This window comes from Pseudomonas oryzihabitans (assembly GCF_014522265.1).
GTDB classification, from domain to species: domain Bacteria; phylum Pseudomonadota; class Gammaproteobacteria; order Pseudomonadales; family Pseudomonadaceae; genus Chryseomonas; species Chryseomonas aestiva.
In genome coordinates, this window is the sequence record NZ_CP017024.1 from 4,102,451 (window position 1) to 4,123,282 (window position 20,832).

General features: G+C 65.3%; 22 protein-coding genes and 2 pseudogenes. 9 read left to right on the plus strand and 15 right to left on the minus strand.

The window, feature by feature from the left end:
• Window positions 1-8: 8 nt before the first annotated feature.
• The gene (locus BGI51_RS24155; protein WP_437179414.1) at window positions 9-641 is read right to left on the minus strand and encodes a hypothetical protein; all 633 of its coding nucleotides are present in this window, start codon (window positions 639-641) and stop codon (window positions 9-11) included.
• Window positions 642-993: 352 nt separating this feature from the next.
• On the opposite strand from BGI51_RS24155, the gene BGI51_RS19015 reads away from it, so the two are divergent.
• The 3 genes from BGI51_RS19015 (at window position 994) to BGI51_RS19025 (ending at window position 3,207) form a co-directional block, all read left to right on the plus strand.
• Window positions 994-1,506: a ferritin-like domain-containing protein gene (locus BGI51_RS19015; protein ID WP_187979352.1), complete on the plus strand. Its 513-nt coding sequence runs from the start codon at window positions 994-996 to the stop codon at window positions 1,504-1,506.
• Between the two features lie 39 nt (window positions 1,507-1,545).
• Complete coding sequence (locus BGI51_RS19020; RefSeq protein ID WP_133860620.1) at window positions 1,546-2,445, plus strand: manganese catalase family protein; 900 nt, start codon at window positions 1,546-1,548, stop codon at window positions 2,443-2,445.
• A gap of 339 nt (window positions 2,446-2,784) precedes the next feature.
• On the plus strand, window positions 2,785-3,207 hold the full coding sequence (locus BGI51_RS19025) for a hypothetical protein (RefSeq protein ID WP_252977130.1): 423 nt from the start codon (window positions 2,785-2,787) through the stop codon (window positions 3,205-3,207).
• A 46-nt stretch (window positions 3,208-3,253) separates the two neighbouring features.
• Here BGI51_RS19025 and BGI51_RS19030 read toward each other — a convergent pair whose 3' ends face one another.
• Together BGI51_RS19030 and BGI51_RS19035 are read right to left on the minus strand one after the other, a co-directional pair.
• A complete protein-coding gene (locus BGI51_RS19030) occupies window positions 3,254-3,853 on the minus strand; it encodes a glutathione S-transferase family protein (RefSeq protein WP_187979353.1) in 600 nt (199 codons plus the stop codon).
• 1 nt (window position 3,854) lies between these two features.
• On the minus strand, window positions 3,855-5,024 hold the full coding sequence (locus BGI51_RS19035; protein WP_187979354.1) for a PLP-dependent aminotransferase family protein: 1,170 nt from the start codon (window positions 5,022-5,024) through the stop codon (window positions 3,855-3,857).
• Between the two features lie 80 nt (window positions 5,025-5,104).
• Between BGI51_RS19035 and BGI51_RS19040 the strand changes: the two genes are divergently transcribed.
• From BGI51_RS19040 to BGI51_RS19060, 5 genes are all read left to right on the plus strand, one after another.
• Window positions 5,105-5,584, plus strand: coding sequence for a MarR family winged helix-turn-helix transcriptional regulator (locus tag BGI51_RS19040; protein ID WP_187979355.1), 480 nt, complete (start codon window positions 5,105-5,107; stop codon window positions 5,582-5,584).
• Window positions 5,585-5,672: 88 nt separating this feature from the next.
• Window positions 5,673-6,278 carry a LysE family translocator gene (locus BGI51_RS19045; RefSeq protein WP_133860624.1) on the plus strand — a complete coding sequence of 202 codons (606 nt, stop codon included), beginning with the start codon at window positions 5,673-5,675 and terminating at the stop codon, window positions 6,276-6,278.
• 9 nt (window positions 6,279-6,287) lie between these two features.
• Window positions 6,288-7,475, plus strand: a complete 1,188-nt coding sequence (locus tag BGI51_RS19050; protein WP_187979356.1) for a benzoate/H(+) symporter BenE family transporter — start codon at window positions 6,288-6,290, stop codon at window positions 7,473-7,475.
• 55 nt (window positions 7,476-7,530) lie between these two features.
• A complete protein-coding gene (locus BGI51_RS19055) occupies window positions 7,531-8,532 on the plus strand; it encodes an NADP-dependent oxidoreductase (RefSeq protein ID WP_187979357.1) in 1,002 nt (333 codons plus the stop codon).
• Between the two features lie 173 nt (window positions 8,533-8,705).
• Window positions 8,706-9,629 (plus strand): GGDEF domain-containing protein, encoded by a 924-nt coding sequence (locus BGI51_RS19060; RefSeq protein WP_187979358.1) that lies wholly within the window; start codon window positions 8,706-8,708, stop codon window positions 9,627-9,629.
• A gap of 30 nt (window positions 9,630-9,659) precedes the next feature.
• Here BGI51_RS19060 and rluB read toward each other — a convergent pair whose 3' ends face one another.
• The 4 genes and pseudogenes from rluB to zwf all read right to left on the minus strand — a co-directional run bounded on the left by rluB (window position 9,660) and on the right by zwf (window position 13,676).
• Complete coding sequence (rluB, locus tag BGI51_RS19065; protein WP_133860628.1) at window positions 9,660-10,721, minus strand: 23S rRNA pseudouridine(2605) synthase RluB; 1,062 nt, start codon at window positions 10,719-10,721, stop codon at window positions 9,660-9,662.
• 130 nt (window positions 10,722-10,851) lie between these two features.
• Window positions 10,852-11,490, minus strand: coding sequence for a bifunctional 4-hydroxy-2-oxoglutarate aldolase/2-dehydro-3-deoxy-phosphogluconate aldolase (locus BGI51_RS19070; protein WP_187979359.1), 639 nt, complete (start codon window positions 11,488-11,490; stop codon window positions 10,852-10,854).
• A 20-nt stretch (window positions 11,491-11,510) separates the two neighbouring features.
• Window positions 11,511-12,221 (minus strand): 6-phosphogluconolactonase, encoded by a 711-nt coding sequence (gene pgl / locus BGI51_RS19075; protein WP_187979360.1) that lies wholly within the window; start codon window positions 12,219-12,221, stop codon window positions 11,511-11,513.
• Window positions 12,208-13,676: pseudogene (gene zwf / locus BGI51_RS19080) on the minus strand (glucose-6-phosphate dehydrogenase). The gene pgl and the pseudogene zwf overlap by 14 nt, the downstream one beginning before the upstream one ends.
• Window positions 13,677-13,840: 164 nt before the next feature.
• Between zwf and BGI51_RS19085 the strand changes: the two are divergent.
• Complete coding sequence (locus BGI51_RS19085; RefSeq protein WP_133860632.1) at window positions 13,841-14,710, plus strand: MurR/RpiR family transcriptional regulator; 870 nt, start codon at window positions 13,841-13,843, stop codon at window positions 14,708-14,710.
• 186 nt (window positions 14,711-14,896) lie between these two features.
• On the opposite strand, the gene BGI51_RS19090 is transcribed toward BGI51_RS19085, so the two are convergent.
• The 8 genes and pseudogenes from BGI51_RS19090 to BGI51_RS19120 form a co-directional block, all read right to left on the minus strand.
• A complete protein-coding gene (locus tag BGI51_RS19090; RefSeq protein WP_017640512.1) occupies window positions 14,897-15,946 on the minus strand; it encodes an AI-2E family transporter in 1,050 nt (349 codons plus the stop codon).
• A gap of 123 nt (window positions 15,947-16,069) precedes the next feature.
• A complete protein-coding gene (locus BGI51_RS24160) occupies window positions 16,070-16,345 on the minus strand; it encodes a hypothetical protein (protein WP_437179415.1) in 276 nt (91 codons plus the stop codon).
• On the minus strand, window positions 16,279-17,610 hold the full coding sequence (locus BGI51_RS19095; protein ID WP_437179454.1) for a methyl-accepting chemotaxis protein: 1,332 nt from the start codon (window positions 17,608-17,610) through the stop codon (window positions 16,279-16,281). The genes BGI51_RS24160 and BGI51_RS19095 overlap by 67 nt, the downstream gene beginning before the upstream one ends.
• Before the next feature lie 202 nt (window positions 17,611-17,812).
• A pseudogene (locus BGI51_RS19100) lies at window positions 17,813-19,149 on the minus strand (ATP-binding protein).
• A complete protein-coding gene (locus BGI51_RS19105) occupies window positions 19,146-19,811 on the minus strand; it encodes a response regulator transcription factor (protein WP_187979361.1) in 666 nt (221 codons plus the stop codon). Before BGI51_RS19105 ends, BGI51_RS19100 begins: the two are co-directional and overlap by 4 nt.
• The gene (locus BGI51_RS19110; RefSeq protein ID WP_133860636.1) at window positions 19,812-20,087 is read right to left on the minus strand and encodes a PepSY domain-containing protein; all 276 of its coding nucleotides are present in this window, start codon (window positions 20,085-20,087) and stop codon (window positions 19,812-19,814) included.
• Between the two features lie 20 nt (window positions 20,088-20,107).
• Complete coding sequence (locus tag BGI51_RS19115) at window positions 20,108-20,416, minus strand: PepSY domain-containing protein (RefSeq protein ID WP_187979362.1); 309 nt, start codon at window positions 20,414-20,416, stop codon at window positions 20,108-20,110.
• A gap of 74 nt (window positions 20,417-20,490) precedes the next feature.
• Complete coding sequence (locus tag BGI51_RS19120; RefSeq protein ID WP_187979363.1) at window positions 20,491-20,748, minus strand: DUF3253 domain-containing protein; 258 nt, start codon at window positions 20,746-20,748, stop codon at window positions 20,491-20,493.
• Window positions 20,749-20,832 lie beyond the last annotated feature (84 nt).

The following is a 20,832-nucleotide window of genomic DNA, read 5'->3' on the forward strand; positions in this document are numbered from 1 at the left end:
AAAGGCCGTCAGACTCGGCTGCTCCCTATCCAGCGGCTCGAAGGAACCCGGCGCCGGGGGCTCTCGTCGCGCTGATCAAAGTAATAGGGATAGTGGATCCGGTCGGCGTCAGGATCGAGCAGCGCTAGGCAGAAATTCTCGGCATCGATCAGCGAGACCAGCAGCTCGTGGGTACGCTGCATGAACAGCTGGCGATCCAGGGTCGAACTCGCCAGGTAGGTGATGTCGTAAAGCACCTGCTGGATCGCCTGCGCCCGCTGCAGCTGCAGGCGCTGCAGGACGAAGCCGAATCTCAGGGCCAGGGCGGCGAAATCGGTGTGGTCATCGGGGCGGGCGAGCAGCCAGCCCAGCGGGGTCGGGCCGCTGCCGGTGGGATGGCAGCTGAGCCCGGTCTTGGCCGACAGCTGCGCCAGTTCCTCGTCGTCGAGCAATTCCGGCCAGTCACTGGCGCCATTGCCGGTGGCCATGCACGACCAGTTGCCACGGCGCTGATACCAGGCCCAGTCGGCATCGGCAGCGGCTGCACGCAGTTGCGCGATGATCTGCTCCGCCGCCAACCCCGGCGCATTCGGATCCGGCCAGCGTGTCTCCGACGGCCTGGCCAGGCGTGCACCTGGCGACTGTTCCTCAGGCCCTTTCATGCTGACTCCTTCCCGTGCATTCCCCGAATCCTGACACAGATGCCCCGGGCTTCGGCAACTACCGAATGAACGGTTTCCCTAGGGGCGCGAACGGCAAAGATATGACTAAAGGCCCGGATTGACTGGGACAAGAGTTGTACAGCCACGAGCCCCCTGTCCAATAACCCGACCTGCCAGACAACGCCCTGCCGCTGGGCTTGTAAAACAAAGCGCACGGGGTTTGCCCATCGATCCGAAAGACTGTCGCGACGCGAATCTCTCGCTAAGCCAGGACCACTAATAAGCAGACAGAACGCAATCTGGCGGGGCACTCCAAGCCGTTGTCGCCCCTCTCCACGAGCAGGAGTTTTCCATGACCGCTTCCAAGCAGGACAACCTCATAGACTGGCTGCGCGATGCCCATGCCATGGAGGAACAGGCCGAGAAGATGCTCTCCGCTCAGTCCGCCCGGCTGGAGCACTACCCGCAATTGCGCCAGCGCATCGAACAGCACATCAGGGAAACCCAGGAGCAGCGCCAGCTCATCGAAGGCTGCCTGAGCCGTCATGGCAGCAGCGCCTCGACCCTCAAGGACATGGGCGGCAAGTTGATGGCGCTGGGCCAGGCCCTTGGCGGCGCGCCCATGAGCGATGAGGTCATCAAGGGCGCCATCGCCGGCTATGTCTTCGAGAACATCGAGATTGCCACCTACACCACGCTGATCGCGGCAGCTGCGGAGATCGGCGACACCGAAACGCAGCAGGCCTGCGAACGCATCCTCGAACAGGAGAAGGCCATGGCGGCCTGGTTGCTGGAAGACCTGCCCGCCACCACCCGTGCCTTCCTCGAACGCTCCGCCGATCCCGATCTGACCGCGAAGCGCTGAACCGCCCGAGTTATACCGTGACTAGCCCCTGGAGGTTACATGTTCGTCCATAACAAGCGACTGCAATACACCGTGCGCGTGTCCGAGCCCAATCCCGGCCTGGCCAACCTGATGCTGGAGCAATTCGGCGGCCCCCAAGGCGAACTCGCCGCCGCCATGCGCTACTTCACCCAGGCGATAGCCGAGCTCGACCCGGGCCGCAAGGACATGCTGTTCGACATCGCCACCGAAGAGCTCAGCCACCTGGAAATCATCGGCTCGATGATCGCCATGCTGAACAAGGGTGCCAAGGGCGACCTGGCGGAAAAGACCCAGGACGAAGCGGACCTGTACCGCTCGCTGACCGGTGCCGGCAACGACTCCCACCTCACCCAGATTCTCTATGGTGGTGGTCCGGCCCTGACCAATTCGGCTGGCGTACCCTGGACCGCGGCCTACATCGACACCATTGGTGAACCGACCATCGACCTCAGGTCCAACATCGCTGCCGAAGCCCGGGCCAAGATTGTCTACGAGCGCCTCATCAATGTCACCGACGATGCCGGCATCAAGGACACCCTGAGCTTTTTGATGACCCGCGAGATCGCGCACCAGAAATCCTTCGAGAACGCGCTGCATTCCATTCAGCCCAACTTCCCCCAGGGCAAGGTGCCACCCCGTCCCGAATTCGCCAGCGTCTACTACAATATGTCGCAAGGCGAAGGCGACATGCGTGGACCCTGGAATCAGGGTCAGGACTGGGAGTTCGTCGAACAGCCCGGACCGGCCGTGGACGGCGGCGATGGCCTGGCCAGCGTCAAGCTGCCTCCGATGCAGGCCAAGGCGATCGAACAGCTCGCCACCCGCACGATGTCAGATCCGAACGCCGCGCCGGTGACGGGTGCCGACCTGGGCGCCGGCCTGGCCAAGCAACTCGACAAGAACCGTCTGGAAGAGTGATGCCACGGTGACGACGTCCACCGGGCGTCGTCACCCTCCCCCCGGCCTGACGACCTTTCGTCGGCCAGCCGCTCTCGCTCTCGACCTCGCCAGAACCTGGCCATTTGCCATCGGTCCTACTGCCGTCATCGTAGTAGGGAAAGCCCTGATGGAAGATTATCTCCTGGCGTTCGCCATGGTCGCTCTGACCGCCCTGTTCATAGGTCTCACTACCGTCGGTCTGGTGGAATTCACCTGATGGCGCTTTGCCGCCTTGCGCGCTGAACATTCGTTCGGCGGCGCAGTCTGCCGCTGTGCATTGATGCAACCACGTTGTACCGACGTAGTCAGGGACGCCACATGAAACGCCACCTTTACGCCTTTGCCCTCGTTGCCGCCGCCGCCTGCAGCGCACCCGCCTTCGCCATGGATCAGAATGCCCTGCAATTCGAGCAGGCCAGCATGATTGCCTTCAAGAGCTGCGCGAACAAGGCGGTGATCGCCGGAACGCGCATTGGCGACACTGCCCGCTTCTCCGATACCGACACCTGCGTCGTCCAGGCGCTGTCGCAGATCGAGCCGGCCTATCAGCGAGCCCTCACCTCCCTGCAGAACAACGGCACCGCCCGACGTTGTCTGCAGACCTACTACAGCAACTGGCTGACGCTGATGAAATCCCTGCCTGAGCTGCAGTCCAAGCCGCCATCCTCGGTGCTGCTGACCGCCAATGGTGGCGAGCGTCGCCTCAACCAGTATTGGCAATTCGTGGTCAGCGCCCGCTGATCACGCCCTGGCATCCCGTGGGGAGCCCGGCTCCCCTGTTCGCCTTTCAGCCGATGGCGACATGTCCCGGCTGCGCTGCCACGCGCGCCAGCCAGGCCTGGATCGCCGGATAGTCGTCCAGTCCGAAGCCGCCCTCATGGGCAACGTGGGTATAGGCATAGAGCGCGATGTCGGCGATCGAGTACTGCTCCCCGACCAGGAAGGGCGTGCGTTGCAGCTGCTGCTCCATCACCCGCAAGGCCTTGTAGCCGCGTACCTGGCAGACCTCGTACTCCTCCAGGCGCTCCGCCGGCAGCCCCTGGTAGAGCCGGATGAAACGCGCCACCGCCACATAGGGCTCGTGGCTGTATTGCTCGAAGAATTGCCATTGCAGTACCTGGGTCCGCAGGCGCGGCTCGCTGGGCAAAAAGCGCGTGCCGTCGGCGAGGAAGTTGAGGATGGCGTTGGACTCCCACAAGCAGGTGCCGTCTTCCAGCTCCAGCACCGGAATCTTGCCGTTGGGATTTTTCGCCAGGAAGGCGTCGCTCCGGGTCTCGCCGGCGAGGATATCGACCTCGTGCCAGCGATACTCCACGCCGAGCAGGTGCAGCATCAGCACCACCTTGTAGCAGTTGCCGGAACGACGATCGCCATAGACCTGATACATCTCACAGCTCCTTGTTAGAGGGGGTGGCTTCCCGGATCACGCCGGCCAGGCGGGCGAGGCCCGTGTCCAGCCGCTCGGGCAGTACGTGGCTGAAATTGAGCCGCAGCAGACCGCGGTGACGCTCTGGCTCGGCGAAGAACGGCTCGCCCGGCATGAAGGCGACATCCTGCGCCAGGGCGGCGTCCAGCAGCGTACGGGTATCCAAGGGCGTTTTCAGCCGTAACCAGAAGAACAGACCGCCCTGCGGAATCTGCCAATCGGCGATATCGCCGAAATGTCGTGTCAGCGCCAGGGCGAAGCCATCGCGGCGTTCACGGTAGAAGGCCCGCACCTCCTCCAGGTGCTGGGCGTAGCGCTCGCTGCCCAGCCATTGCTGTACCTGCCACTGGCTCATGCGACAGGTATGCAGATCGGCGGCCTGCTTGAGCGCCCGCAGGGGCTTGAGCAGGTCGGGCGAGGCGATCAGATAGCCCACGCGCAGACCGGGCAGCAGCGTCTTCGACAGGCTGCCGGTGTGGATCCAGGCGCTGCGTCGGAGCTGGGCGCAGAGCGGTCGCGCCGGCGCGCCGTCATAGCTGAGCTCCCGGTAGGGCTCGTCCTCGACCAGGGTCACAGCGTACTCGTCCAGCAGGGCCGCCACCGCCGCTCGGTTGGCCGCGGAATAGCGCACGCCGGAAGGATTCTGGAAGGTCGGGATCAGATAGGCGAAGGCCGGACGCCGCCGTTCCAGCTGCAGACGCAAGGCAGCCAGATCCAGCCCCTCCGGGGCCAGACTGACTTCAAGGCAATCCGCGCCAAAGAACTGGAAGCTCTGCAGCGCCGCGAGATAGGTGGGGCCTTCCACCAGCACCGGCGTGCCGACGTCGAGATAGAGTTTGGCGATCAAGTCCAGGGCCTGCTGCGAACCCGTGGTCACCAGCACCTGGTCCGCCGTGCAGTCCAGACCGTAGCCGCGCGCCTGAGCGGCGATGGCTTCGCGCAGCGCCGGCTCGCCCTCGCTCATGCCGTACTGACCCAGGCCGGCCGGCATCCGGCTCCAGTCCACCGCCGGCAGACAGCGCTCGGCGGGCAGGCCGCCGGCGAAGGACATCACCTCCGGACGCTGCGCTGCCGCCAGGATGTCGCGGATCAGGCTGCTCTTGAGTCGGCTTACCCGTTCGGAAAATGCCATCTGCCCTCCTGTGGCCCGTGGCCGGCTAATGAGTCAAACTACTTGACCGACCCTAATGCACTCCGGAAAGACAAGTCAATATGCTTGACCTAAATCAGACCACCCAGCAGCGCCTGGTCATGGAGACCTTCTTCTTCGGCTATCAGGCGTTCACCGCCAAGGCCGACGACATGCTGGCGCGGCGCGGCCTGAGCCGGGTCCACCAGCGCATCCTGTTCTTCATCGCTCGCGAACCGGGACTGAGCAACAAGGCCCTGCTGGACGTGCTCAACGTCAGCAAGCAGGCGCTGAACATTCCGCTGCGGCAGTTGCTGGAGATGCAACTGGTGGCCATGGCGACGGACGCGACGGATAAGCGCAAGCGACGGCTGTCGCTGACCCGCGGCGGCGCCGCGCTGGAGCAGACCCTGAGACGCGAGCAGATGCGTCTGGTGCAGGCCGCCCTGGCCACGGCCGGAGCGGACGCCGCCGAAGGCTGGCTGGCCTTCAACCAGGCGCTGGCCGGGCGCCATGAGGTAGAAGGTAGCCAGGACAGTTCGCTACCCTCGGTCGACTCCTGAAAACTGTACCGCTGGTTCGCGACCTCGGTGTACGGATACCCGCCAGGGACGCCTGGCTAAGCTGGCGCAAAGCCCAGGGATTCCCCTCATGACCGTCGAACTGCTCACCGCCTTCATGCTCTTCGCTTTCGTCTCCTCCGCCACGCCCGGCCCCAACAACATGATGCTGCTGGCGTCAGGGGTCAATTTCGGCTTCCGGCGGACCCTGCCGCACATGTTCGGCATCAGCCTGGGCCACATGCTGCTGGTCATCTGCACCGGTCTCGGCCTGGGTCAGCTGTTCGTGCTCTATCCACCGCTGCAGATCGCCTTGCGGGTCATCGGCGGCGGCTATCTGCTGTATCTGGCCTGGAAACTGGCCACCGCCGCTGCCCCGACGCCGCGGGAGTCGGGCAGCGGCAAGCCCTTCGGCTTCTTCCAGGCAGCGGCCTTCCAGTGGGTGAACCCCAAGGCCTGGGTGATGGCCATCGGTGCGGTCACCGCCTATATTCCGGCCGAGAACTTCACCGCCAATCTGCTGCTGGTCGCCTTGCTCTTCGCCCTGATCAACCTGCCCAGCGTCAGCCTCTGGACGCTGTTCGGCATGGGCCTGCGCCGTCTGCTCAGCAGTCCGGCACGCCTGCGGCTGTTCAACTGGAGCATGGCGCTGCTCCTGGTGCTGTCCCTCTACCCCATCCTGTTCGGCCATCACTGAGGGTTCTCGATGCACGCGGCTCCGCAACGCCTTACCCCGCTGGCCGATACCTCCCCCGCCGCCGTGGTCGCCGGCTTCGTCGCCATGCTGGTGGGCTACACCAGCTCCCTGGTGCTGATGTTCCAGGCGGGCCAGAATGCCGGCCTCAGCACCGGGCAGATCTCCTCATGGATCTGGGCGCTGTCCATCGGCATGGCCCTGACCACCATCGGCCTGTCGCTTAAATACCGCACTCCCATCGTCATCGCCTGGTCGACCCCCGGCGCTGCGCTGCTGGTCACCAGCCTGCCGTCGGTACCCTACAGCGACGCCATCGGCGCCTTTGTCAGCTGCGCCATACTGCTCGCCCTCTGCGGTCTCACCGGCAGCGCCGACCGTCTGCTGCGTCGGGTACCACCAGCACTCGCCGCCGCCCTGCTGGCCGGCATCCTCTTCCGCATCGGTATCGAGATCTGCGCCGCAGCCCAGCACCAGACCGCACTGGTCCTGGGCATGGCCCTGGCCTATCTGGTGGCCAAGCGGCTGTGGCCGCGCTACTGCGTGCTGGTCGCCCTGGTAGTCGGCCTGCTGCTGGCCGCCGGGCTGGGGTTGCTGGACTTCCACAGTCTGCGGCTGGAGTTGGCGGTGCCGGTGTGGACCACCCCGACCTTTTCCCTGGCGGCGACCATCGGTATCGCCATCCCGCTGTTCGTGGTGGCCATGGCCTCGCAGAACATGCCGGGTATCGCCGTGCTGCGTACCGATGGCTATGCGGTTCCGGCTTCGCCGCTGATCGCCACCACCGGCCTCGCCTCGCTGCTGCTGGCGCCCTTCGGCTCCCATGGCATCAACCTGGCGGCCATCAGTGCGGCGATCTGCACCGGCCCCCAGGCCCATGAAGATGCCAGCAAACGCTATACAGCGGCGGTCTGGTGCGGACTCTTCTACGGTATCGCCGGGCTGTTCGGCGCCACCCTGGCGGCGCTGTTCGCCTCCTTGCCGAGCGAGCTGGTGATCTCGGTGGCTGCCCTGGCGCTGCTCGGCTCCATCATGAATGGCCTGCACGGCGCCCTGGCCGACCCTGGCCAGCGCGAGCCGGCGCTCATCACCTTCCTGGTCACCGCCTCGGGCCTGACCCTGGCCGGGATCGGCTCGGCCTTCTGGGGCCTGGTCGCCGGCCTTTTGGCCAGTTTGCTACTCACCGCACGCCGCGGTTAGAACCCACGCCCCTCCTGACGGGTCGGAACTGGATCCTTCACGTCAGGAGAACACCATGTCCCGTACCAATCGCCAGTTCCTGCTCGCCAAGCGCCCGTCCGGCGAACCCACCGCCGACACCTTCGAGCGTGTCGAGCAGCCGATCGGCGAACCCGGCGCCGGTCAGGTGCTGATCAAGAATCTCTATCTCTCCCTCGACCCGGCCATGCGCGGCTGGATGAACGAGGGCAAGTCCTATATCAAGCCCATCGGCCTCGGCGAAGTCATTCGTGCCCTGGGCGTGGGCGAGGTAGTGGCATCCAACCACCCGGAATTCAAGGTCGGCGACACGATCAACGGCATGCTCGGCATCCAGGATTACTACCTGGGCGAGCCCCAGGGCTTCTACAAGGTGGACCCCAGCAAGGCCAGCCTGCCCCAGTATCTCTCGGTACTCGGCATGACCGGTCTGACCGCCTACTTCGGCCTGCTGGAAGTCGGCGAGCCCAAGGCCGGCCAGACCATCGTGGTTTCCGGCGCTGCCGGCGCGGTCGGCAGCATGGTCGGCCAGATCGGCAAGCTCAAGGCCTGCCATGTGGTAGGTATCGCCGGTGGCGCGGAAAAATGCCGCTATCTGATCGAGGAACTGGGTTTCGACGCCGCCATCGACTACAAGGCCGAACCTGACCTCGCGGCCGCCCTGCACCGCGAATGTCCCAACGGCATCGACGTCTATTTCGACAACGTCGGTGGTCCGACTCTGGACGCGGTGCTGGCGCAGATCAATTTCCGTGCACGGGTAGTGCTCTGCGGCGCCATCAGCCAGTACAACAGTGACAGGGTGCAGGGCCCGCAGAACTACCTGGCGCTGCTCAGCAATCGCGCGCGCATGGAAGGCTTTATCGTGCTGGACCACGCCGCGCGCTACGCCGAGGCCCAGCAGCAGCTGGCGATCTGGCTGGCCGACGGCCAGCTCAAATCCCGCGAGCACGTGGTGGAAGGCCTCGATACCTTCCCCGAGACGCTGATGAAGCTGTTCTCCGGCGAGAACTTCGGCAAGCTGGTGCTCAAGGTCTAGGTCGCGCGTCGGAAAGTCGTCACCAGCGGGCCGCAATGGCGGCCCGCCCGGGCTTCAGGCGTCAAGTTACAGACGGCCAATCGCCACCATCGTGCTAAGCCATTGATTTGATTGACACTATAAGACTGGCACGCTTCTCGCTGTAGGGGGACTATCCGCCAAGGAGAACAGGCATGGTCCCGCCCTCGTCCAACACCATCAATCTCGATCGCGCTCGCCAGCAGCGCAACGCCAACCTGGCTGGCCCCGCCCGCGACAGCGATCCGGCGGTGCTGGGCGCCCTGCGCCAGCGCCTGCTCGGCGTCCTGCAGACATCGCTGGATCTCGAGCGGGTCCTGCAACTCTTCCGGCAGGAGGTGGATACGCTGGTGGACCTGCCTGGCCTCGCCTACCGCAATGCCGCGGAGGACGTGGCCATCGACCTGGGTGAAGACCAGGGTCATCAGGTGCACTATCACCTGAGCCAGGGAGACCTGCGCCTGGGTGATCTGACGTTCTACCGCCAGGAGCGCTTCCAGGACAGCGAACTCGGCGCGCTGGAATACCTGCTCGGCAGCCTGCTGTTTCCCCTGCGCAATGCCCTGCTCTATCGCGAGGCCCAGAACAATGCCCTGCGCGATGCCCTGACCGGTGTCGGCAATCGCAGCGCCCTGGATCGTGCCCTGGTGCGTGAGCTGGAACTGGCCCGACGGACCCAGCAGCCGCTGTCGCTGCTGATGCTGGACCTGGACCACTTCAAGCGCATCAACGACCGCTTCGGCCATAGCGTCGGTGACGACGTGCTGCGCCAGACTGCCCGCACCCTTGGCAACAGCCTGAGAAGCATGGACATGGTCTTTCGCTTTGGCGGCGAGGAATTCTGTGTGCTGCTGTCGGCCACCGGCCATGAAGCGGCGCATATCGTGGCGGAACGCCTGAGAGCGGCGGTGGAGGCCCAGTCGGAGACGGCCGGCGCCATCCCGTTGCCAGTCACCCTGAGCCTGGGTCTGGCGACCCTGCGCGACGTCGAGTCACCGCGTTGTCTGCTGCTGCGCGCGGATCGGGCCCTCTATCAGGCCAAGGCCGAAGGCCGCAATCGATTCTGCAGCCTGGCCTGAGGGTCGCCTGGGGCCAGGCGACCGCTCTGCTTAGCGGCGACCGCCCTTGCCGGTACCGCCACCGCTCGGCCCGCGACGCGGCGCAATGCCCGGCGAGGTACGGCCCTTGCTGACCGGCTTGCGGCCCATTTCGCTGGGACGCTCGGCCACGGCCGACCCCTGGGGCTTGCTGGCCTTGCCCGTCTTGTTGAGCTTGTTGCGCGAACCCCGACCGGCATCGATCGGCCGCGCGGTCTTGCGCTGCTGACGCTCGAGCTTTTCCTTGGTCTTGCCGCCCATGGCCGGCAGCGCCACCGGCGGCAGGCCGACTTCCCCCGCGAGGATGTCGATCTCCCCCTGGGTCATCTCGCGCCAACGGCCGACCGGCAGATCGCTGGTCATGAACACCGGACCGAAACGTACGCGCTTCAGACGACTCACCACCAGTCCCTGGGATTCCCACAGCCGACGGACTTCGCGGTTGCGACCTTCCATCACTACGCAATGGAACCAGTGGTTGAAGCCATCACCTTCCGGCGCCTGCTGGACGTCGGTGAAGCGCGCCGGGCCGTCTTCGAGGATCACCCCGTTCTTCAGGCGCAGCAGCATCTCTTCGGTCACCTCGCCCCGGACCCGTACCGCGTACTCGCGATCCATCTGGTAGGACGGGTGCATCAGCCGGTTGGCCAGTTCGCCATCGGTGGTGAACAGCAGCAGGCCGGTGGTGTTGATGTCCAGGCGACCGACATTGATCCAGCGGCCCTGCTTGGGCTTGGGCAGGCGGTCGAAGACGGTGGGCCGACCTTCGGGATCGTCACGGGTGCAGATCTCGCCTTCGGGCTTGTTGTAGATCAGCACGCGCCGCACCACTTCCTCGGCCTGGTCGCGCTTGAGCAGACGGCCGTCCACCGCGATGGCGTCCTTGGGCATGACCCTCAGACCCAGGGGCGCGACCACGCCGTTGACCTTGATACGGCCTTCGCCGATCCAGGCTTCGACGTCGCGCCGCGAGCCGACGCCCAGGCGCGACAGCACCTTCTGCAGCTTTTCGCCCGCCGGCGCGGGGACGGTTTCATCGAGGGATTCGTTTGGGGGATTCTTGTCGAGGGTCATCAGGCACCTCCCGGTGTAGTGGACGACAAAGGCGCCGCGGAACGGGCGCCAGGAAAAAGACAGGGGCGCATGATAGCGCCCCTGCTCGCGCCAGCCTAGCTCGCCTGGCGGGTGACGGATGGCCGCAGGCTCAGTCCAGCGTGGCCAGGGCTTCGCGGCAGAGCTGCTCGACGCGCGTCCAGTCCTTGGCCTTCACCACGTCGCCGGGCAGCATCCAGCTGCCGCCGACGCACAGCAGGTTGGGCTGCTGGAAATAGTTCTTCACATTGCCCGGGTTGACGCCACCGGTGGGGCAGAACTTGAGTTCGGCGAAGGGACCGGCGAACGCCTTGAGCGCATCCACGCCGCCATAGACGTTGGCAGGGAACAGCTTGAAGCGCCGATAACCCAGGCGGTAGGCCTGCATGATCTCCGAGGGCGTGGCGATGCCCGGCAGCAGCGGGATGGGCGCCGATACCCCGGCCTGGAGAATTTCCTCGGTGGTGCCCGGAGTGACGATGAACTGGGCGCCCGCCTCGACCGCAGCGTCGAACATCCGCACGTCAAGCACGGTGCCCACGCCAACATCCAGCTCGGGACGTTCCTGCCGCAGCAGGCGCACCGCGTCCAGCCCGTGGGCCGATCTCAGGGTGATTTCCAGGGCGGTGAGCCCCGCCGCGGCCATGGCGTCGGCGAAGGGCAGCACGTCGGCGGGATCGTTGATCACGATCACCGGCAGGATCCGCGCGCGGGCGCACAGGGCATCTAGGGTCGCGATCTTGTTCTGCATGTCCAAAACTCAACTCCTCGTCAGGGGCACCAATAGACGACCAGGGGTTCGCGCAGGAACGCCTTGATCGGAGTGGCCAGCTCGTCGCCCTCGGCCAGAGCGGTTTCCAGCACCTGTCGCTTGCCCGCGCCCTGGATGGCGAGGATCTGCTGCCGCGCGCGACTCAGGTAGGCACGGCTCAGGGTGATGCGGGTCTGGGGCGCGGACGGTGCCACGCCGGGGAAACTCAGGCGCTCGCTGGCCGGATCCAGAGCCTCTTCCAGGCCGGGACTGCCGGGGAACAGCGAGGCGGTATGGGCGTCGTCGCCCATGCCCAGCACCAGCACATCTGGGGTTGCCAGGGTGTCGCGCAGCCGGGCCTCGGTCTGGGCCATACCCTCTTCCGTGGAAGCGGCCGGGCTATAGAGATCGACGAAACCTGCGGCGGCAGCGGGTCCCTGGAACAGGTGCTGGCGCAACAGGCCGGCATTGCTGTCCGGATGGTCACCGGGTACCCAGCGCTCGTCCGCCAGGGTGACCCGCACCCTGGACCAGTCCAGCTCGGCCTGCGCCAGGCGCTCCAGGAAGGGCACCGGACTGCGGCCGCCGGAAACGATCAGCAGCGCCTCGCCGCGGGCGGCCAGGGCCTCGCGCAGCGCCGCCGTGACCGTTTCGGCCAGCGCCGTGGCGTGGGCCTCGCGGTCGGGCAATTCGCGCAGGGTCACACCCTGCCCCAGATCAGACGTCGCCATACCAGGATCTCCCGTCTCGTGCGATCAGTGCGATGGAGGTAAGCGGACCCCAGCTGCCGGCGGCATAGGACTTGGGCGAGTCACCCATTTTCGACCAGCCATCCATCAGCTGATCGCACCACTTCCAGGCCGCTTCGATCTCGTCCTTGCGAACGAACAGCGACTGATTGCCCTGCATGACTTCCAGCAGCAGTCGCTCGTAGGCATCCGGCGTGCGCAGGTGCTTGAAGGTCTCGGAGAAATTGAGCTGCAGCGGACCGCTGCGCAGCTGCATGCCCTTGCGCAGGCCCTGGTCCTTGCTCATCACCTGCAGCGAAATGCCTTCGTCCGGCTGGATGCGGATGATCAGGCGGTTGCTGATCAGGCTGCGCTGCTCGGGGCGAAGATGTAGTGCGGTGGTTCCTTGAAGTGGATGACGATCTGCGACAGCTTCTGCGGCATGCGCTTGCCCGTACGCAGATAGAAAGGCACGCCCGACCAGCGCCAGTTGCGGATGTCCGCGCGGATGGCGACAAAGGTCTCGGTGCGGCTTTCGGTGTTGGAATTGGGTTCTTCCAGATAACCCGGCACCGGCTTGCCGTCGCTGTAGCCGGAGGTGTACTGACCCAGGACCACGCGGCTGGCGAGCTGGTCGGCGGTAATGGGCTCCAGCGCCTTGAGGACCTTGACCTTCTCGTCACGGATGCTGTCGGCCGACAGATCCGCCGGCGGGTCCATGGCGGTCAGGCAGAGCAGCTGCAGCAGGTGGTTCTGCACCATGTCGCGCAACTGGCCGGCCTGGTCGAAATAGCCCCAGCGACCCTCGATCCCGACCTTCTCGGCCACGGTGATTTCCACGTGGGAAATGTAGTTCTGGTTCCACTGGGTCTCGAACAGGCTATTGGCGAATCTCAGGGCGATGAGGTTCTGTACGGTCTCCTTGCCCAGGTAATGGTCGATGCGGTAGACGCGGTCTTCCGGGAAGAAGCGCGCCACGGCGTCGTTGACCACCTTGGAGGATTCCAGGTCGTAGCCGATGGGCTTTTCCATCACCACCCGGGTGCGCTCGCACAGGCCGACGGCGGCGAGGTTTTCGCAGATGGCACTGTAGACCAGTGCCGGGGTGGCGAAATAGGCGATCAGTGGCGAGGTCTCGCCCACATCCTCGGCAAGTCCCGTATAGTCTTCGCGATTGCGAAAATCGATGGCGCGATAGCCCAGGCGACCGCGCATCCGGGTCCATACCGCTTCGTCCCAATCGGCTTTGGGCACATAGTGGCGCAGGCGCTCCTCGATGTGCTCCAGCTGCTTGACCCCATCGCCCTGGTCACGCGCCAGCGCCATGATGCGGGTATCCTCGTGCAGCAGACCTTCGCGATCCAGCTGATACAGGGCAGGGAAAAGTTTGCGCAGGGCCAGGTCGCCCAACGCGCCGAAGATTGCCAGGGTACAGGGTAGAACTCGGACGCCAGCCATAAATATTCGTTCTTTTACTTAAAGTTTGAGATATTCCAGCACCATCATAGGGGAGCCGGGGCGATTCGCGTAGTCTTTATATTAAAAAATACGGCGCAGGGGTAAGCCCAGCCCATACCTTTTATAGCCTTAGGATAGAGGCACAACAACCACTAGGAGTTCTCATGGATCGTGCCAGCACCCTGCTGCAAACCATCCAGAACCGCATCGGCGAACTCAACCGCGCGGAACGCAAGGTCGCCGAGGTCATCCTGCAGAATCCCCGGCAGGCCACGCGCTACACCATCGCGGCCCTGGCCCAGGCGGCCCAGGTCAGTGAGCCCACCGTCAATCGCTTCTGCCGTTCCCTGGGCGTGAGCGGCTACCCGGAGATGAAGATCCAGCTGGCGCAGAGCATCGCCAGCGGCGCGGTCTATGTCAGCCAGGCGGTGGAAGCCAACGACGAATCCGAAGCCTACGCGGAAAAGATCTTCAGCAGCACCATCGCCTCGCTGGACAGCGCCCGCCAGCGACTGGACGCCCGCACGGTGGATCGCGCGGTGGACCTGATGATCCAGGCGCGGCAGATCCACTTCTTCGGCCTGGGCGCCTCGGCCCCCGTGGCCCTGGACGCCCAGCACAAGTTCTTCCGCTTCAACATGGCGGTATCGGCGCATTCGGACGTGCTGATGCAGCGGATGCTCGCCTCCATCGCCAGGACCGGCGATCTCTTCGTGATCATTTCCTACACCGGCCGCACCCGCGAACTGGTGGACGTGGCCAAGCTGGCCCGCGACAACGGCGCCTCGGTGCTCGGCCTCACCGCCAGCAACACCCCGCTGGCCAAGGTCTGCACCCACAGCCTGGACATCCCGCTGCCGGAAGACACCGACATCTACATGCCCATGACCTCGCGTATCATCCAGCTCACCGTGCTGGACATCCTGGCTACCGGGGTCACGCTCAAGCGCGGCGTGGATTTCCAGCCGCACCTGCGCAAGGTCAAGGAAAGCCTGGTCGCCACCCGCTATCCCTCGGAGCCCGACCAGGGCTAAGCGCCCTCACTGTGCAAAACCTGCTTAGGATCTCGCGAGCCAGAGCCAGACAAGGCCTGGGCGGCCCCGCGAAAGCGCCTAAGGAAGCTGCGTTTACCTAGAGTAAATGAGCATTCCGACGGGGCTGGCCTTCCAGGGCGCTTTCAACGCGGTCTGGCCGACGCGCAGCAGATCGTGAGCAGGTTTTTAGATGTCGTCGCGGTGACTGAACAAGTCCCAGGTCGACATGAACAGCGCGGCGATCAGCGGGCCGATCACGAAGCCATTCAGACCGAACAGCGACATGCCGCCAATGGTGGAGATCAGTACCACGTAGTCGGGCATCTTGGTGTCCTTGCCGACCAGAATGGGGCGCAGCAGGTTGTCCACCAGGCCGATCACCACCACGGCGAAGACGATCAGGATGACCCCTTTGATCACCGAACCGGTGGCCAGGAAGTAGATGGCCACTGGCACCCAGATCAGCGCCGAGCCGACCGCGGGCAGCAGCGACAGGAAGGCCATCAGGGTGCCCCAGAGCACCGCGCCCTGGACACCCAGCACGCCGAGAATGAAGCCGCCAAGGGCACCCTGCACCACGGCGACGATGATGTTGCCCTTGACCGTGGCACGCACCACGGCGGTGAACTTGGCCATCAGGCTGCGCTTGTGCATGTCGCTCAGCGGAATGGCCTTGCGGATCAGCGCCACTAGCTGCGAACCATCGCGCAGCAGGAAGAACAGCAGATAGAGCATCACACCGAAGCCGATCAGGAACTGGAAGGTGCCCTGACCGAAGCTGAAGGCCTGGGTAGCGACGAACTGGCTGCCCTGCATGGCGCCTTCGGAGAGCTTCTGGCGAATGCCATCCAGGTCACCGGCACCGAAGCGCTCCAGCACGCCACGCACCGAACCCGGCAAGGCGCCCCAGATCTGCTGATAGTACTGGCCGAAGTTGAGCTGACCGCTGCTGACCTGCTGGTAAAGCAGCGAGCCTTCCTGCACCAGGGAAATGGCGATGAACACCACCGGCAGGATGACGATGAGCAGGATCACGAACAGGGTGCAGAGCGCCCCGAGGTTGCGTCTGTTGTTGAAGCGCCGGACGAACCAGCGCTGCAGCGGGGCGAACAGGATGGCGAGGATGGCGCCCCAGAACACCGCCCCCAGGAAGGGCGTGAGGATCCAGACGAAGGCCAGCGAGACCACCACCAGCAGGATCAGGAACGTCTTGTTTTCCAGCCGAGCACTTTTCATTGGCTTTCGCGATTCCAAACAAGGATGACAGGCCTTGCTTAGAGCCTCGGAAGCCGTGGGGTTCCCATAAGCACCCCCAACTTGGCCCGAAGAGGCGCGCCGGCGTAGCCGGCGCGCCCGGGATCATACGCGAAACTGACGTACCAGGCCGTCCAGGCGCTCACCGAGGCCAACCATGCCGGCGGTGTTGCGCGCGCCTTGCTGGGCGCCCTGGGCCATGCTGTCGACGGCACTGGCGATGGTGTGGACGCTGCGATTGACCTCCTCGGCCACCGCCGTCTGCTCCTCGGCGGCACTGGCGATCTGGCTGTTCATGGCGTTGATGGTGGCGATCAGCTCGCTGATCGCGGCCAGGGCGGTACCGGCCTGCTCGGCCTGGGCCGTAGTGGCCTCGCCCATGCCGCCCGAGCGTTCCATGGCCCGACCGCGCGGCCGGTGGCCTGTTGCAGGCGATCGATCATGCCCTGGATTTCCTGGGTGCTCTGCTGGGTCCGGCTGGCCAGGGCGCGTACCTCGTCGGCGACCACGGCGAAACCGCGACCGGCCTCGCCCGCCCGGGCCGCTTCGATGGCGGCATTGAGCGCCAGCAGATTGGTCTGCTCGGCAATGGCGCGGATCACGTCGAGCACGCCGACGATGGCGCCCACGTCCTGCTTGAGGCCATCCAGGGACACGCTGCTCTGGCGTACCTCCTCGACCAGTTCGTGAATGCGCGCCACGCTGGTGGCAACCGTCTCGCGGGCCAGCCGACCTTTCTCCTCGGTCTGACGGGTGGCTTCGGAGGCCTGCAGGGCACTGCTCGCCACCTCCTGGGCCGCCGCGGACATCTGGTTGATGGCGGTGGCCACCTGGTCGGTTTCGCTGCGCTGGCGCTGCATGTCGCGATCGGTGCGCTGGGCCTGCTGGGAGACGTCGTCGAGCAGACCGGTGAACTGGTGGGTGATGTCGACGACCTGGGCGATGGTGCCCTGGATGCGATCGACGAAGCGATTGAAGGCGGTGGCGAGCTCACCAATCTCGTCGCGCCCGTTGACCGGCAGGCGGCGGGTCAGATCGCCCTCCCCGGCCGCGATGTCGTCGAGATTCTCCCGGATCTGCGCCAGGGGTCTGAGGGTGCGGGCGGCAAACAGCTGCGCGGCGATGCCGATCACCACCAGCAGCACGCCGGCCACGCCGAAGATCAGCCAGAGCTGGTCCTGGGTGCGTTTGGCGACCTGCTGGGCCACGGCCGCGACCTCGGCCTCCACGCCATCCAGATTCACCGCCGAGCCGATCACCAGATCCCATTTGGGCAGGTAGTCGGTGTAGGCGAGTTTGGGCACCAGCACGTCCTTGTTGCCGGGCAGCGAAGAGCTGTAGCGACTGAAATGCGAGCCATCCTTGCCGACTCGGACCAGTTCCTGGTTGAGGTAGAGGCCACTGGGATCGCGATTGTCCTTGAAGCTCTTGCCGATACCGGCCGGATCGTTGCCCTTGAACAGGCGGACCACGTTGGAATCGTAGCCGAAGATGTAGCCGTCCTTGCCGTAGCTGATGGCCGACAGCAGGCCGATGGCCTCCTTGCGCGCCTCAGAATCGCCCGCAGCGGCCTTGTCGTACAGCGGCTTGACCACGGTCATGGCCGCTTCCACGCTGTTCTGCAGGGCGTTGCGACTCTGGACCATCAGCCGCTCGCGAGCGTCGGCGACGTCCCTGGCGGCCTGCTCGTGCAAAACCCAATAGGACAGTCCACCCAGCACCAGCGTGAACAGGCAGACGGGCAGGACTGCCAGTAAGGTGACTTTGAATTTGAGGCTCACGAGGTTCTCCTTGGTCGCAAGAGCTTGGGCGGTTATCGGCGCCCTGCCCGATAACTTGACCAGGGAGTCACCTGAGTGACGGGATACGCGCTGGCGCCGGCAGCCGGATGACCACTGCCAGCCCACCCAGCCCGGAGGTCTCGAGAACGAGGGTTCCGCCGCAGCTGTCGACGATGTCCTTGGCGATCCCCAGCCCCAGGCCGTGACCGCTGACCGCTTCATCCAGCCGGGCACCCCGATCGAGGATCGTCTCGCGCTGGGCTTGCGGCACACCGGGCCCGTCGTCCTCGACCTGGATCAGATAGCCCTCTGCACCCTGCGCCACCTCAAGCCGGATCTGCTGATCCGCCCATTTGCCGGCGTTGTCCAGCAGGGTGCCGAACAGTTCCAGCAGGTCTTCCCGGTCCCAGGGCAGCCGCAGCCCCGCGGGCAGCCGACACTCGAACTGCAGGTGCTCGCCATGCAGCCGATTGAGCAGCGTGCAGAGCTCGCGAAGCTCCTCGCCGTCCAGGTGCGCGCCCGGCAGGGCCTCGCCGGCCAGCCGGGCACGGCGCAATTCCCGCTCCAGGCGCTGGCGGATACGGCCCAGTTGTTCGCGCAACACCTCGCGCTGTTCGGGCAAAGCCTGCAATTCGGGACGCTCGGCCAGGCTGGTCAGCACCGCCAGCGGGGTCTTGAGCGCATGACCCAGATTGCCGATGCCATGCCGCGCGCGCTTGAGGCCGTCTTCGGTGTGGCGCAGCAGGGCATTCAGTTCTCCCACCAGCGGCTCGAGTTCAGCCGGCACGCTGGCGTCCAGCGTCGAACGGCGTCCCTGATGCAGCTGGGCGATCTGCTCGCGCACCTGCTCCAGCGGGCGCAGCGCCCGGCGCACGATCAGCCGTTGCAGCAGCAGGACCAGCAGCAGGGTCGCCAGCCCCAGCAAGCCACCGAACGCGAGGATGCGCGTCAGGTTGCCCAGCAGGGGGTTGTAGTCGTCGGCGACCGTTACCTGCACTGCCTGGCCGTAGCGCTGGTAATCGGCGCGATAGGCGAGCAGTCGCTGGCCACTGGGGCCGTCCGCCAGGCTCTCGCTCAGGCCGGTGCCCGGTGGCGCTTCCAATTGTGCGTCCCACAGCGAGCGCGAGCGCCAGCGAATGTCCAGCGCCGGGATCTCGATAAGGAAATAGCGGCCGGACAGCGGGCGGGTATAGAGACTGCCCAGCCGGCCCTCATCCAGTTGCAGGCCATGGGGACCGCGCACCAGGGCGGCGAGCAGGTTCTCCGTCTCGCCGCGCAGACCGGTTTCCAGATAACGGCGCAAGGCATGGTCCACCAGCCAGGCTCCCCCAGCACCAGCACCAGACCGGCCACCAGCAGGATGGCCACCAGCCCGACCCTGAGCCGGGCCTGGATGGATTTCAATCGACACCGCCCAGGCGATAGCCCTGGCCGCGCCGCGTCTCGATGACCGCGCGCCCCAGCTTGCGCCGCAGATGATTGACGTGGACCTCGATGACATTGGAGTCACGCTCGCTCTCGCCGTCGTAGAGATGGTCGTTGAGCCGCGTCTTCGACAGGATCTGCCCGGGATGCAGCACGAAGCAGCGCAGCAGGCGAAACTCCGCCGCGCTCAGGGCGATGGTTTCACTGCCACGCACCACGCATTGGCGCGCCTCGTCGAGCGCGAGTCCGGCAGCCTGCAGCAACGGCTGGTTGGCCACGCCGCGCACCCGCCGCAGCAAGGCGGCGATGCGCAGGCCCAGTTCTTCGGGGTGGAAGGGTTTGGTGAGGTAGTCATCGGCCCCGGCCTTGAGGCCGTCGATGCGCTCCGCCCAGCTGTCGCGGGCGGTCAGGATCAGTACCGGAGTCGCCAGCGCCTTTGCACGCCACTCCCCAAGCACCTCCAGCCCGGGCCGGCCGGGCAGACCCAGGTCGAGCACGATCAGGTCATAGGGTTCCTGGGCGCCCTGCCAGGCGGCATCGCGGCCATCGGCCAGCCAGTCGATGGCGTAGCCCTGCCGAGTGAGGAACGCCGTGATCTCGTCGGCCAGGGCCACATCGTCTTCCACCAGCAACAGGCGCATCTAGTCGTCCACCTCATCCTTCATGATGGCGCCATCCATTGCGCCGATTTCCAGTTCGCGGACGACATCGCCGACGAGGATCTCGATCTCGTAGCGATACTGGCCGTCCTCCTCTTCCAGTTCGGCTTCCAGCAGCCGCGCCTGGGGATAGCGTTCGTTGACTCGCTGCAGCAGGCTTTCCAGCGGACGGATCACGCCTTCCTTGCGCAGCTTGAGCGCCTCGTCCTGATCCAGGTCACGGGCCTGGATCAGGGGCGAGAGGCTGCCGAGCAGCACCAGCCCGGCGAGCCCGACGGTCAGTCGTCGCGCTGGTCTTTCAGGACTTCGCCAGTGGTGGCGTCGAGTTCCAGATCCCATTTCACACCTTTGGGGTCACGCAGTTCCAGTTGGTAGATGTAGCGGCCGTACTCTTCTTCCAGTTCGGTCTCGTGGGTCGTCGAGCCCAGATGCTTGGCGATGGCAGCCTGGTTGAGCACCTCGAAGCTCTTGATCTTGCCGCTGTCACGCAGCTTGAGGGCCTCGTCGGGGCCGAGATCCCGGGCCTGGGCGACGCCCATACCGGTGAGCAGGAGGGCGGCAGTCGCGAGGGCGGTCAGCTTTTTCATGATGATTCTCTCTGGTTGCTGTTTGATCTGGGTCCAGAGTAGCGATCCGCCATTAATCGAAACTTAAACGCCGATTAAGCCAGGCTTAAGCGGATCGGACCACGCCAGGGTGCTTCGGCATCCAGGGCTTCGCCCTTCTGCGTCACCTGCAGCCGGCCCTCGCGAGCCAGCTCACGCGCCATAGCGCGCAGGGGCTCCATCAGCGGCCGCCAGTCCGCAGCCAGGTCACGCGCCACCTCCGACGGACAGAAGGTCGTCCCTGGACGGCGCGCCTGTGCCTTGGCCAGCAAGGCTTCGCGCAATTGTGCGTCGGTCGGCTTGAGCGCTGTCATGAGAACCGGGTCCCTTCTCCAGGAGTCCACCGTTTCGACCAGGAAATTGTCGGTGCAGTCATGACCTCTCGCTCGAAAGTTTCG

What these genes read in the sequence shown, in the direction of transcription:
- BGI51_RS19070 (WP_187979359.1), bottom strand. Translation starts at nt 11,490, where the DNA reads ATGCAGAACAAGATCGCGACCCTAGATGCCCTGTGCGCCCGCGCGCGG.
- BGI51_RS19025 (WP_252977130.1), top strand. Translation starts at nt 2,785, where the DNA reads ATGAAACGCCACCTTTACGCCTTTGCCCTCGTTGCCGCCGCCGCCTGC.
- BGI51_RS19030 (WP_187979353.1), bottom strand. Translation starts at nt 3,853, where the DNA reads ATGTATCAGGTCTATGGCGATCGTCGTTCCGGCAACTGCTACAAGGTG.
- BGI51_RS19015 (WP_187979352.1), top strand. Translation starts at nt 994, where the DNA reads ATGACCGCTTCCAAGCAGGACAACCTCATAGACTGGCTGCGCGATGCC.
- BGI51_RS19095 (WP_437179454.1), bottom strand. Translation starts at nt 17,610, where the DNA reads ATGGTCCAGAGTCGCAACGCCCTGCAGAACAGCGTGGAAGCGGCCATG.
- BGI51_RS24155 (WP_437179414.1), bottom strand. Translation starts at nt 641, where the DNA reads ATGAAAGGGCCTGAGGAACAGTCGCCAGGTGCACGCCTGGCCAGGCCG.
- BGI51_RS19085 (WP_133860632.1), top strand. Translation starts at nt 13,841, where the DNA reads ATGGATCGTGCCAGCACCCTGCTGCAAACCATCCAGAACCGCATCGGC.
- BGI51_RS19060 (WP_187979358.1), top strand. Translation starts at nt 8,706, where the DNA reads ATGGTCCCGCCCTCGTCCAACACCATCAATCTCGATCGCGCTCGCCAG.
- rluB (WP_133860628.1), bottom strand. Translation starts at nt 10,721, where the DNA reads ATGACCCTCGACAAGAATCCCCCAAACGAATCCCTCGATGAAACCGTC.
- BGI51_RS19050 (WP_187979356.1), top strand. Translation starts at nt 6,288, where the DNA reads ATGCACGCGGCTCCGCAACGCCTTACCCCGCTGGCCGATACCTCCCCC.
- BGI51_RS19055 (WP_187979357.1), top strand. Translation starts at nt 7,531, where the DNA reads ATGTCCCGTACCAATCGCCAGTTCCTGCTCGCCAAGCGCCCGTCCGGC.
- BGI51_RS19115 (WP_187979362.1), bottom strand. Translation starts at nt 20,416, where the DNA reads ATGAAAAAGCTGACCGCCCTCGCGACTGCCGCCCTCCTGCTCACCGGT.
- BGI51_RS24160 (WP_437179415.1), bottom strand. Translation starts at nt 16,345, where the DNA reads ATGGGCGAGGCCACTACGGCCCAGGCCGAGCAGGCCGGTACCGCCCTG.
- BGI51_RS19035 (WP_187979354.1), bottom strand. Translation starts at nt 5,024, where the DNA reads ATGGCATTTTCCGAACGGGTAAGCCGACTCAAGAGCAGCCTGATCCGC.
- pgl (WP_187979360.1), bottom strand. Translation starts at nt 12,221, where the DNA reads ATGGCGACGTCTGATCTGGGGCAGGGTGTGACCCTGCGCGAATTGCCC.
- BGI51_RS19090 (WP_017640512.1), bottom strand. Translation starts at nt 15,946, where the DNA reads ATGAAAAGTGCTCGGCTGGAAAACAAGACGTTCCTGATCCTGCTGGTG.
- BGI51_RS19020 (WP_133860620.1), top strand. Translation starts at nt 1,546, where the DNA reads ATGTTCGTCCATAACAAGCGACTGCAATACACCGTGCGCGTGTCCGAG.
- BGI51_RS19040 (WP_187979355.1), top strand. Translation starts at nt 5,105, where the DNA reads ATGCTTGACCTAAATCAGACCACCCAGCAGCGCCTGGTCATGGAGACC.
- BGI51_RS19105 (WP_187979361.1), bottom strand. Translation starts at nt 19,811, where the DNA reads ATGCGCCTGTTGCTGGTGGAAGACGATGTGGCCCTGGCCGACGAGATC.
- BGI51_RS19120 (WP_187979363.1), bottom strand. Translation starts at nt 20,748, where the DNA reads ATGACAGCGCTCAAGCCGACCGACGCACAATTGCGCGAAGCCTTGCTG.
- BGI51_RS19045 (WP_133860624.1), top strand. Translation starts at nt 5,673, where the DNA reads ATGACCGTCGAACTGCTCACCGCCTTCATGCTCTTCGCTTTCGTCTCC.